This window comes from Roseofilum capinflatum BLCC-M114 (assembly GCF_030068505.1).
In the GTDB taxonomy this organism is placed as follows: domain Bacteria; phylum Cyanobacteriota; class Cyanobacteriia; order Cyanobacteriales; family Desertifilaceae; genus Roseofilum; species Roseofilum capinflatum.
The window spans coordinates 1-11,922 of the sequence record NZ_JAQOSO010000012.1 but is presented as its reverse complement, the minus strand read 5'-3'; the positions used below and the strand labels follow the sequence as shown (position 1 = coordinate 11,922).

Here is an 11,922-nt window from a genome sequence, read left to right as displayed (position 1 = left end):
AGATTAAAACCCTTGTGGGTCAAGACTCAAATCTTACGCCCCCAATTCCTGGGGGGGGTTTCCAGTCTATTGCTGATCCTCGGATTAGCGCTTCCGGTGCAGTGCTTACCCGTTGAAGCCTCTGGGAATCGTCCCAGGGTTCAATCCCAAGTCCAGTGTCATCTTTATTTTGCGATCGGTAGCGTCGGTATTCTGCTGATCAGTACCAATCTGTTGCTATGGTACGCTTATGCGCGGCAGCAAGGGCAGAAGTTGAGGGCCCAGGAGGAGCTATTAAAGTTAACCATCCGACATTCTCCAGGAGCGATCGCCCTTTTCGATCGCCAGATGCGCTACATCTACGTCTCCGAGCAGTGGCTAAAGCTTTATAATATACCAGAAGCCCACATCATCGGCAAGTCTCACTACGAAGTCTTTCCAGACATTCCCCAACGCTGGAAAGACATTCATCAACAGTGTCTCGCCGGCCAGATTAAAGAGTGTGCAGAAGACCCCTTTTATCGCGCGGATGGTTCCCTAGATTGGGTCAATTGGCAAATTCATCCCTGGTATACCCCGACCCAGGCGATCGGTGGTATCATCATGTTTACTCAAGTGCTGACAGGCTATAAAAAGACTACCGAACAACTGCGCCAAGTGGAAGCCCGATGGCAAACCCTCGTCAATAGTACCTCTGACGGGATCATGATTGTTAACCCACAAGGCAAGATCCTATTTGCCAATCCAGCCGCCGCCAAGATTATCCATAAACCCCTGTCTGAATTAATCTATTATCCTTTTGGCTTACCCATGGTCGTTGACCATACCGCCGAGATTGAAATTACCCATGGAGGAGAAGTTTTAGGAGTCAGTGAAATTAGTCTGGCTCCAGTGCAATGGGATGGAATGGAGGCCTTAGTCGTCTCTTTGCGAGATATTAGCGAACGACGACAAGCCCAATTGAGTTTATGGGAGCGAGAAGAACGATTACAAGCCATTTTCGATCAAGCAGCCGTCGGGATTGCCTTAAGTGTTCCTTCGGGACAATTGGTACAGGTCAATCAACGCTTTTGTGAGCTACTCGGATATACTGAGGACGAGTTACTCTCCATGACCTTTCGCCAAGTCACCCATCAAGAGGATCTGGAGATAGAAGAATCTTATCTGCAAGAGTTATTAAATGGCCTTCGTCAAAGCTATAGCTTAGAAAAGCGCTATCTACGCAAAGATGGTCAAGTACAATGGGTCTATTTAGCTGTTTCAGTGGTACGAGACTTAATGGGAGAACCGACTCAATTGATTGGGGTAGTCTCCAATATTAATGAGCGTAAGCAGATGGAAGTCGCCCTGCAACAGGCAACCCAAGAGAGAGAAAAAGAAATTAAACGGCAATTGCAACAACAAGCAGAGACAGAACGGGCCGTGGATATGGTAGTCGATAAAACTAGAGCATTTTTGGATGTCGAGACCATTTTTACCACGGTAACCTATGAGGCCAGGCACTTACTCAAGTGCGATCGGGTGGTCGTCTATCGTTTTAATTCCGATTGGAGCGGTCAATTTGTAGCTGAGTCATTAGGCCCCAATCAACGGTCTCTCGTTAAAGTCTCCCATTCCAATCAAGAGTTAACCGAACAACTGAGTGAATGTTTTTTTAAGTTTCAGGATGTCCCCGAAAGTTTACCCGAAAGTTATGTCGCTAATGATATTTTTTCCCTAGGGTTTCCTAGCTGCTATTTGAGATTCTTTCAGCGCCATCAAATTCGCTCTTACTTAATTGCTCCCATTTTACAAGGCAATCAACTTTGGGGATTGTTAGCGGCTTATCAAACGGCAGCCCCTCGGATGTGGAAGCCCTGGGAAATTAAGGCTATGGTGCGTTTAGGCAAACAAGTGGGGATTGCTCTCAAGCAAGCTCAATCCGTTCAGGAAATTGAGCAGAAATCCCAACAAATTATTCAAGCCTTAAAAGCGAAAGCTCAGATGAAACAAGCCAAAGATGCGGCAGATGCAGCAAATCAGGCTAAAAGTGAGTTTTTAGCCAACATGAGCCATGAATTACGCACTCCCCTTAATGCAATTTTAGGCTTTACTCAACTCCTGTCCCGCTCACCTCTAGAGATCGAACACCAAGAATCATTAAGCATTATAAAAAATTCTGCCCATCATCTCTTATCATTAATTAACGATATCCTAGATTTATCTAAAATAGAATCGGGTGAATTATTTGTGAATTGTTCTGATTTTGATTTGTATAAAATGCTTTCAAAAACTCAGGATATGTTTAGCTTAAAAGCCTATAAAAAAGGCCTTGATTTTCAAATTGTTTGGGAAAAAGATGTGCCTCAATGGGTCAATGCAGATGAGGGGAGGTTGCGTCAAATTTTAATTAATCTCTTAAGTAATTCCATTAAATTTACCTCCCAGGGTAAAGTTACCTTAAAAGTTGGCAAAAAAAATAACAATAAATTGTATTTTGAGGTAGAAGATACAGGGCCAGGTATCCCCGTTGAAGAGCAACAACGGATTTTTGAGCCATTTGTACAGGCAAGTTTAGGTCGTCAGTCAGGAGAAGGAACCGGTTTAGGATTGTCAATTACTCAAAAATTCGTGCAGTTGATGGGGGGGCAAATTAATTTCACTTGTCCGACTGCGGGCGGAAGTTGCTTTTGGTTTTATATACCGTTTGAGGAAGCCGATCCGATGCAAGTTCCCCGATCAAATGGGCCTTTACCGGTCATTGATCTAGCTCCCGGTCAACCTAGCTATCGCATTCTGGTTGCTGAGGATGTATGGGAAAATCGGCGGCTCTTAGTGAAGGTACTGAGTTCTGTGGGTTTTCAGGTGCGCGAAGCGCGTAACGGTCAAGAAGCCATTGAAGTGTGGGAGTCTTGGCAGCCTCATTTAATTTGGATGGATATGCAAATGCCAGTGATGGATGGATATGCAGCCACCCAGTTTATTCGTCAGTCTTTGCGGGGGCAAGCAACTACAATTATTGGTTTAACCGGCCATCCCTTAACGGAGCCAAGATGCGATCGCTCCTGTGAATGTGATGATTGGATGATGAAACCATTCCAAGAGAACGAAATTTTTGAGACAATGGCCAAGTATCTTGCCGTTCGATATGTTTATGGGACAGTGGAGGGCTTGCATCCAACTGTGGATGCTCACCCAACTTTATCCCATACTCTGGTGGAGGAGACTAACCTTGAGGGACTTTCTGAAAATTGGGTGATTCAACTTTATCATTGTGCTGCGGGAGCTGATGCAGAGGGGATTTATCAACTTTTGGAGCAATTGCCCGCAGACCATGAAACTCTCAAGCAGGCGATCGCGAGTTTAGTCGATCAATTTTGTTTCGATCGAATTATGAAAATAGCTCAGTGTAACTTTAACCATGAATAACCCTGGTTCAATATCGTCATCGTCTAAGGGCAATCTATTAATTGTCGATGATACCCTAAATAATTTACGACTGTTATCCAATAGCCTAATTGAAGAAGGCTATAAAGTACGAGGGGTGACCAATGGTCAAATGGCGATCACTGCGGCTAAGACCATTCCTCCGGATTTGATTTTGCTCGATATTAAAATGCCGGAAATGGACGGCTATGAAGTGTGTAAACAACTCAAAGCAGATGCTAAAACTCAGGATATTCCGGTCATTTTCTTGAGTGCCTTAGATGATGTCTTCGATAAAGTCAAGGCCTTTCAGGTGGGCGGCATTGATTATATTACCAAACCCTTTCATCTCGAAGAAGTTATTGCTCGCATAGAAAATCAGTTGGCTCTAACCCAAGCTAAAGCAGAAATAACCAAACTCAATAGCGAATTAGAACACCGGGTGCAGGTGCGAACGGAGCAACTGCAAGACATGAATCAAAAATTGATTAGTACCAATAAAAAATTGGAATCTGAAATTTCAGAGCGCCAAAAAATTCAACAAAAATTGCTCCACATGGCCTCCCATGATGCTCTGACGGGATTACCCAATCGAGTGTGGTTCATGGATTGCTTAATTCAAGCGTTAGACCGATTCAAATCGGATAAAAACCATCAGTTTGCTATTCTGTTTCTAGATTGCGATCGCTTCAAAATGGTGAATGATTCCTTGGGTCACTTAGTTGGCGATCATGTGCTGATTTCTGTCGCTCGTCGTTTGCAATCTTGCTTACGCTCGACTGAAGTTTTAGCGAGATTTGGCGGGGATGAATTTGCTATTTTAATGCATCAAATTGAAACGGTACAAATCGCGATCAACCTAGCTCAAAAAATCCAAAATTCTTTAACCTGGCCCTTTCATTGGAATCAACAAGAAATTTTCTTGAATGCCAGTATTGGCATTGTTTTTAGCACTCCTGACTATCAAGAACCAGAGCAACTTCTCCGGGATGCAGATATTGCCATGTATCGGGCGAAAGGAACCCATAAAACCTATCAAGTGTTTGATGCCTTTATGCGTCGCAATACCCAAAAAAGGTTTCAGATCGAAACAGATTTAAGGTTGGCCATTGAAAACGAGGAATTTGTGCTACATTATCAGCCAATTATTTCTTTGAAAACGGGTTATATTTCTGGATTTGAAGCTCTGATTCGCTGGCAACATCCCCAACAGGGGTTTATTTCACCGGGTGCTTTTATTCCGATTGCAGAAGAAACGGGATTAATTGTCCCGATTGGGTTATGGGTGGTGCAAGAAGCCTGTAGTCAATTCGAGTGTTGGCGAAAAAAAGAGTGGATCGATGATACGGTGACCATGAGTGTGAATTTGTCGGTTAAGCAATTTAATCAATCGACCTTAATCGATCAAATGGATCGAATTTTAGTAAAAACTAATTTTGAGAGTAAAAATCTCAAGTTAGAAATCACTGAAAGTGCGATCATGGATAATCCAGACTTGGCAACCAGTGCCCTTGAGAAGCTTAAACAACGTTCGATTAAACTGAGCATTGATGATTTTGGTACGGGCTATTCTTCTTTGAGTTATTTACATCGGTTTCCGATTGATACGTTGAAAATCGATCGCTCGTTTATTAGTCATATGGGGGAACAGGGAGAAAATGCAGCGATTGTCGAAGCGATTATTACGTTAGCGCATCATTTAAATATTACAGTGACGGCTGAAGGTGTGGAAACGGCTTCCCAATTAACGCAATTGTCTAAAATGGGGTGTGAAGAAGTGCAAGGTTATTTTTTGTCTAAACCTTTAGAGGGTGAAGCTATGGGAGAATTGTTAGCAACGGTTCCCTGTTGGTCGTCGGACTACTTGGATTATTGAAGCAGGAGGAATGATGAATAAATTTTTAGGCGATCGCCTTTTGGGAGTTGGGTTAGTCTTGATGGTGGGGTGTAGTGTGCCGGAAGCCTCCGCACCTAACCCAGGGAGTGTGGCGGTGAGTTCTGCTGAGACTTCCTTAGTGAGTGATTTACCCCAAACGAAGACAGAAACGATTTTTGTGGAGGGAGAACCACAAGAGATTACCCTAAAGCTCTATCAGCAAGAGTCTATTCCTGTGCTGACGTACTATCCTGAGAATTTAATGGTTAATACGGCTTGTAGTGATGAGGGGTGTGGGGTGTTTTTTGAGGTTCCTAACGCTCAAGTTCATGTGTTTTTTCCTCCTGGAGAAATGACCTTGGAGGAGCTAGAAGCGGGAGTCACGGGCGATCGCGGATTGTTGGTAAGTAATGGTTGGCAACACCAGGCAGACTATACAGAGCCGGAGATTCTCGTTTATCCTTGGATGAAAAAGGCGATCGCCTTTATTCATGCTGAAGATAATATCCTCGGTATGGTCTATCTGGGCCAATCTCAAGGACAGGTGTTCCGGGTAACCCTGGCTTATGCTGGGGATATGGGAGATGGGTTTGCTCCCCGTGCTGAGATCATACTCAGGTATCTCCAAGTGCGATCGCTCAATTAAGGTTAAACCTAGAAGAAGATTAAGTATCCATGGCAATTTATCTCGATTCTGCCTCAATTTCTGACGCACAAACCGCGATTCAATGGGGATGGGTGAAGGGAATTACGACCAACCCCACCCTGTTAGCCAAAAGTGACTCATCTCCAGAAGAAACGTTAACCCAATTGGCGGCGATCGCTCCCTACGAATTATTCTATCAACTCACCGCCTCCACCTATGAGGGGATGCTTGCGGAAGCCGAACGGGCCTATGAGATGATTGGCGAAAAAACCGTGTTAAAAATTCCGGCAACGGCGATCGGGTTTCAAGCCACTGCCAAGCTATCGCCACAGATGAACTGTTCCGTTACCGCTATTTATAGTGCAGCACAAGCGGCGATCGCCCAAGATGCCGGAGCCAAATATGCGATCGCCTACGTCAACCGCGCCACCCGACTCCTAGGGGATGGCCTAGCCCTCGTCCAAGCCATGGCTCAAGTTTTACAAGGCAGCAATACCCAAATCCTAGCCGCCAGCCTCAAATCCCCCGACGAAGCCGCATCCGCCCTACAAGCTGGGGCAAACGTGATTACCGTCCCCCTCAATCTTCTACAAGAGATGACCACCCATCCCCTCTCCGAGCAAACCGTCGTTGAATTTAACCAAAACGGGCGGGGAATGGTAGATTAAACCCATGCTCTCTAACCATCAGGAGAAAACATGAAGCTTCGCAACCTACTCATTGGCGCTGGTGTCGCCGCCGTCGGTGGAATTGGCACAAAACTAGCCGTTGACTACTTACGCAATCGAGACAAAGAAGAACCCGTAGAAGGAGACCTCAATGATGAAGCAGCAGCAGAAGAAGCAGAGCAAGCGGCTGCCGCTCAGATGGCCACCTTCTCCCCTGAAGAGCCAGTCATTCAATATGTCAGCGTTGAACCAGAGTCCGTACAAGGCTTCTTAGATGCAAGTTTTGGCGCTCCAGGGCGCTATGTGCCCACCCGTCCGCCCAAAATCTTCGACTATCAAGATACCCAGTATATGGTGATTTGGGCTTTCGATAATCAACAAGAAAAAAATCAAATGTTAGCCTTTGTCTATACCGATGCCGGGCGGCAAATGATTGCCAGTGTAGGTTATACGGCTGATGCAACAGACTACAATATTACCCTTGACGATACTCCTTTGGCAGTAGAAGTCAATGGTGAGCAAATCACCTCCGGTCAAGGGGCAACCGATGGCACAGACGAAGTAGATTTAGTCCTAGCGGGTGCTTAAGATCTAAGCGATCGGGCCCTCAGAAACCCGGCTTCTTCAACAAGTCGGGTTTCTGGTTCCTTAAGATTTCTGAGCCTGTTGAAACTCCGATAACGCTTGATTCATCTGATTCACCCGCCTACACAAAATGCGGATAATATAAACAGCCACCCCTGGGGAAACCTCGATCGCCTCATACAACTGTTGCTGAGTTAACAACAACACCTCGCACTCATCCACCGCCCGCACAGAAGCCGACAGGGGAGCCGCATTGAAAATCGACATCTCGCCGAAAAAATCTCCCTTACCCAGTTGGGCTAACACGGCACGATCCTTCACGACTTCAACTTTCCCCGACAACAGAATATACAGCAATCCTCCCTTGCGCCCTTCATCCAGAATCAGATGACCGGAAGGATACCATAACTCCAATAAAGCAGCATTAAGATGTTCCAAAATTTCCTCGTTCTCAATTTCCTGAAAAATGGGAACTTGCCGCACAATCGCCAAACGTTCATTAAGATCTAACATAGGGACTTACAGTGATAAAAGAGGGATATATACTGAATATATTACAAATCTAGTTCTATCAATTGGTATGAAAATTCTATGAAGAAAAAGATTGTTCATATGGGTTTCTGGCTGTTAGCGGGATGGACAACCCTCTTTTTAGACACGCTTCCCGTTCGCGCTCAAGTCAATTTACCAGAGCAACGTCCAGGATGGTGCAAAAACGAGGTCATGAATCGCTTTGATACTTACCGTGCTGATGTCCAGATTACCGGACAACAGGGCAATGAAGTCTACTGGCGAATCAATAGTACCGGAAGAAAAGGAAAATGTCATTTTGACCGCCATCATGAATTCCTCTGGATTGAAGTCGATCGGGATATGCCAATTTACCATGCAACCGGTGCAATCTATTGGCATACTCAAGCTCGCCAGTGGATTGCTCCCGATGGTGGGATCTGCCACTCCTGTACCCCTGAAAATGGTTTTCCCAATCCTCCCAGCACCCAGGATGGTTTCTTTTTTCTACCCAATGATGGATTATGGTATGACCCGGATGGTTATCCCTGTTACAGTTGCACCCCTGACCATGGTTTTCCCATTCCCCCCGTTATATCAAATCCTTAAATGGTTGCTACTTTCTGTTTACTGTAGAGACATGGTGGGTTCGTGCGGGTTTCCGCAAGCGGACATGAATACAAAATAGTCGTCAGTCTACAAGATTTGGGTATAACCCTCTTCTTTCACTCTGGGAAGAGTATAATAAAGAAAAAAGGCTGAAAGCCTGATCAGAACTAGGATTGCACCAAGAGCGGTTCAACCGACCCTCTCTATGATTGATAAATATTGCGATTTCTATAGAAATCTATTTTCAGATGTTAGAAGTTATGAGGCATTCAAGGAACTTCATGTAGGGATATTATCGGATATAAAACTGACTATGTATCTCGTCAATATCTAGGTCGTTTGGAAAAAATAGAATCGGGGATAGTATCCGTAGTTGCTTATGGATTTCTCGAAGGAATAGGGTTCCCTATATTATTTAAAATATTCAAGCCTAAAAAACGCCTAAAGGAAGGAGAGAAATATAAAACTAAACCGGAAATTGCTGGAGAACTTATTGAAAAAATAGTGGAATTAGGTTTTGGGATTAAAGGAGTTCTATCAGATAGCTTATATGGAGAAAGTGAAGAAAAGTTTATCAGGAAATTAGAAAGATTAGGACTTGATTATATGGTAGCTATACGAAGTAATCATGGGGTCTGGCTTCCTTCTGGAGCAAGGGTAAGAGCGAATCGATGGAGAAAATTCGAGCGCATTATGAGCGATGAAAAAAAAGAAATTCGCTACGTGCGAGAAATTATTTTTGGGCAACGAGGTAAGCCTACTTATTGGGAAGTGACAACAGATCCTCAGACCTTACCCGACAATTCTACCAGCTTTGTCATGAGTAATATTCCCCACTTGAAATACTCAAACGTGGGAAATATTTATGGAGAAAGAACTTGGGTTGAATATGGCTTTCGACAGTGTAAACATGAATTAGGGTGGGCCGATTTTCGCTTGACTCATTATCCTCACATTGAACGATGGTGGGAAATGATTTGTACGGCCTACTTGTTGGTTACATTGATGGCTCCTCCTTTCATTTCTTCTGCTTCACAACCACCAACTCCTTCCGAAGAAATTTTGATTGAAGCGAGTCATCAACATCCCCATTGGGACTCGAATAAAAACTGGAAGAGTGGCTTAAACAATCTCCGTCTACTTCTTCTTCCTTTGATGTGCTTTAACTTAATTCTCTCTTGGTTAGAGGTCTTTCCTATTGGTCACTTATCTTTGGGATTCCCACGATTAATTTCCTTGATTAATCTTGCTGGTCTTGCCCTCTTTCCTCTCTCCCTTGAGCCTGATTTCTTATTTTCCTCTGCCTAGAGTGAAAGAAGAGGGATAAAGCGGCAAATGTTTTAAGATCTGTAACTCTACATCCATTGCTCTATCTCGCTTTTAGCTATTGATACTCTATTTTATTCTATCTTCATTATCGGAGAGTGACAGAAGAAATTTATGGAGGGGGGGAGAGGGCATTTCCAGTTGCACAACTCATTTAGACTAGCTATATAGCAAACCTAAATGAGTGATATAACGATTGCCCCTCATCCCCCTACCCCCTTCTCCCGCAGGCGCTGTCCTGAGCGAAGTCGAAGGGCGCTGTCCTGCTTGCCCGGTCTTGATAGGCATCACTGACGCGCTCTTGACAGTGGATATAATCGGCATAGTCAGCACAGAGTAAGTAGATATCGGTGATGAAGCGATCGCCGACTCCTCCACCTGCACCGAATTTAGATCCAGAACAACAACAGGAAAAGCATAAAGTTAGACAAGCCGCCGAACAATTCGCCGAGTTTTTCCAGGGAGAAATCATGGATATTGCAGAAAAGGTGACGTTACCCCAACCGGAAAGTTTTGAGGCTGACTCTCCCTATTTAGAATCGGTAGATGAAGAGGACGATCCCCCATTTTGAGAATACAGAGCTTCGCGCTGTCGTGGGGGAATGGGGGAATGGGGGAATGGGGGAATGGGGGAATGGGGGAATAGGGAATAGGGAATGGGGAATGGGGAATGGGGAATGGGGAATGGGGAATGGGGAATAGGGAATGGGGAATGGGGAATAGGGAATAGGGAATGGGGAATGGGGAATGGGGGAATAGGGAATAGGGAATGGGGAATAGGCAATAGGCAATAGGCAATAGGCAATAGGCAATAGGTAAGTCCCCCTTTGAAACTGGGTTTCTAGTCCCCCCATTCCCCCATCTCCCCATCTCCCCATCTCCCTACCCCAATCCACTGGGCAAAATGGCGATGATACAACCGATACACCGGTTCACTGGCTGCTTCTTCCACCTGTAAAAAGGGTGTCCATTCCTGCAAGATGGTCTCGATGTCGTACTCGTCTTCATCGAGGGCGGTGGCTAGGGCTTCCGCAGAGCAGGCATCTGAGGCAGTGGCGAGGTGCTGGAGGAGCGCCGGTTTCAGGCTTGATGAGGTGAGGTTCATCTGGGTGAGGTGCTGTTCATAGTAGGTGACTAAGCCCGGTGGAGAGGGTTGGAAGGGGTGGGAGATTTGCGGAAGACTTGGTAAAATTTGGCTCAGAAACATGAAATTATTTTCGCTCAACCTTACCAGGTCGTCGTAGAGTTGGGGGTTATTGGGGAGAGAATGGGTATTAAAATAAGCATCGATATAGGCGCGGATTGCCTGGCGGGTGCTGTCGGCATCGTCGAGCAGATGTAGGCGCTGCTGGGGGGATTCCGTTAAAATGCGCGATTGACTGGGGAGGAAGGGACGACGGGCCAGGATGACATACACCCGATGGGGGAGATAGCGGGGCAGATAAAAAAGGTTCGTGCCGGGGGGTTGGTGGCGCAGGTCAATTAGGTCACAGCCGTCTAGGGCCAGGATGAGCTTGTCCTGGGGGGGGAGATGGTCGCTGAGGGTTTGCAGCAGGTGGGCAAACTGGCTACTGTCGGCCCTGGGAGAGTCTGGCACGGGGATGCCGTGGGTGCGAGCAATTTGGGCCAGTTGGGTGCAGAGGGTATGCAGAAAGGTGTCGGCTTGGGCTTTTCCCGGCAGTTGGGCGCTGTAGTAGATGACCAGGGGACGGGTGGTGGCCATGTGGGCCAGGAGGGCGGTTTTACCGGTTCCGGGGGGGCCGATGAGGGTGAAGTAGCCCCGTGGGTGGCGGGTACAAAACCGCTCAAAGGCAGCCGAGACCTGGGGACGGGGCTGGAACTGGTTCAGCACCTGCCGCAGATGGGCGTGAAACTCCCTAGGGGTAGCCGCGAGCAGGGAAGCGGTGTTCATGGGTTTGGCTCCAGTCCCACTGGGCGTAGGAAATGGATGCGACCGGATGATTCACCGGCAATGATGGTCTGGCCATCTGGGGAAAGGGCGCAGCAACGGATAGAACCGTCTCCAGAAAAGTTAGCTATCACTTGCCCACTGTGCAAATTCCACAGTTTTAGGGTCTTGTCCCATGAACCGGAAATCACCCGCTCCCCATCCGGGGTCACCGCTACGGCATTAACATAGGAGCTATGACCGGAGAAGGTTTGTTCTAATTCCCCCCTGGGCAAATTCCACAGTTTCAGGGTCTTGTCCCATGAACCGGAAATCACCCGCTCCCCATCCGGGGTCACCGCTACGGCATTAACATAGGAGCTATGACCGGAGAAGGTTTGTTCTAATTCCCCCCTGGGCAAATTCCACA

At 46.2% G+C, this 11,922-nt stretch carries 11 protein-coding genes and 1 pseudogene; 8 read left to right on the top strand and 4 right to left on the bottom strand.

Annotated elements, in window-relative coordinates; all coding sequences use genetic code 11:
• Positions 1-12 precede the first annotated feature (12 nt).
• The 5 genes from PMG25_RS03120 to PMG25_RS03100 are packed head-to-tail and all read left to right on the top strand — an operon-like array spanning position 13 to position 7,162.
• On the top strand, positions 13-3,387 hold the full coding sequence (locus tag PMG25_RS03120) for a PAS domain S-box protein (RefSeq protein WP_283765453.1): 3,375 nt from the start codon (positions 13-15) through the stop codon (positions 3,385-3,387).
• The gene (locus PMG25_RS03115) at positions 3,380-5,260 is read left to right on the top strand and encodes a two-component system response regulator (RefSeq protein ID WP_283765452.1); all 1,881 of its coding nucleotides are present in this window, start codon (positions 3,380-3,382) and stop codon (positions 5,258-5,260) included. The genes PMG25_RS03120 and PMG25_RS03115 overlap by 8 nt, the downstream gene beginning before the upstream one ends.
• 10 nt (positions 5,261-5,270) lie before the next feature.
• Entirely contained in the window at positions 5,271-5,906 is a 636-nt protein-coding gene (locus PMG25_RS03110; RefSeq protein ID WP_283765451.1) for a hypothetical protein, read from the top strand.
• Between the two features lie 29 nt (positions 5,907-5,935).
• On the top strand, positions 5,936-6,574 hold the full coding sequence (locus PMG25_RS03105) for a transaldolase family protein (RefSeq protein ID WP_283765450.1): 639 nt from the start codon (positions 5,936-5,938) through the stop codon (positions 6,572-6,574).
• Positions 6,575-6,604: 30 nt separating this feature from the next.
• Positions 6,605-7,162 (top strand): hypothetical protein, encoded by a 558-nt coding sequence (locus PMG25_RS03100; RefSeq protein WP_283765449.1) that lies wholly within the window; start codon positions 6,605-6,607, stop codon positions 7,160-7,162.
• Between the two features lie 60 nt (positions 7,163-7,222).
• Here PMG25_RS03100 and PMG25_RS03095 read toward each other — a convergent pair whose 3' ends face one another.
• Entirely contained in the window at positions 7,223-7,672 is a 450-nt protein-coding gene (locus PMG25_RS03095; protein ID WP_283765448.1) for a Crp/Fnr family transcriptional regulator, read from the bottom strand.
• A gap of 78 nt (positions 7,673-7,750) precedes the next feature.
• Between PMG25_RS03095 and PMG25_RS03090 the strand changes: the two genes are divergently transcribed.
• From PMG25_RS03090 to PMG25_RS03080, 3 genes and pseudogenes are all read left to right on the top strand, one after another.
• The gene (locus tag PMG25_RS03090; protein WP_283765447.1) at positions 7,751-8,278 is read left to right on the top strand and encodes a hypothetical protein; all 528 of its coding nucleotides are present in this window, start codon (positions 7,751-7,753) and stop codon (positions 8,276-8,278) included.
• A gap of 205 nt (positions 8,279-8,483) precedes the next feature.
• Positions 8,484-9,586 (top strand): annotated as a pseudogene (locus tag PMG25_RS03085) (transposase).
• A 368-nt stretch (positions 9,587-9,954) separates the two neighbouring features.
• Positions 9,955-10,176: a hypothetical protein gene (locus PMG25_RS03080; RefSeq protein WP_283765446.1), complete on the top strand. Its 222-nt coding sequence runs from the start codon at positions 9,955-9,957 to the stop codon at positions 10,174-10,176.
• Here the strand turns inward: PMG25_RS03080 and PMG25_RS03075 are convergent.
• The 3 genes from PMG25_RS03075 to PMG25_RS03065 form a co-directional block, all read right to left on the bottom strand.
• Complete coding sequence (locus tag PMG25_RS03075) at positions 10,138-10,458, bottom strand: hypothetical protein (protein ID WP_283765445.1); 321 nt, start codon at positions 10,456-10,458, stop codon at positions 10,138-10,140. The genes PMG25_RS03080 and PMG25_RS03075 overlap by 39 nt on opposite strands.
• Positions 10,446-11,516 (bottom strand): ATP-binding protein, encoded by a 1,071-nt coding sequence (locus PMG25_RS03070; RefSeq protein ID WP_283765444.1) that lies wholly within the window; start codon positions 11,514-11,516, stop codon positions 10,446-10,448. Before PMG25_RS03070 ends, PMG25_RS03075 begins: the two co-directional genes overlap by 13 nt.
• On the bottom strand, positions 11,513-11,922 hold a 410-nt coding region (locus PMG25_RS03065; protein WP_283765443.1), incomplete at its 5' end, for a WD40 repeat domain-containing protein. The genes PMG25_RS03070 and PMG25_RS03065, both read right to left, overlap by 4 nt.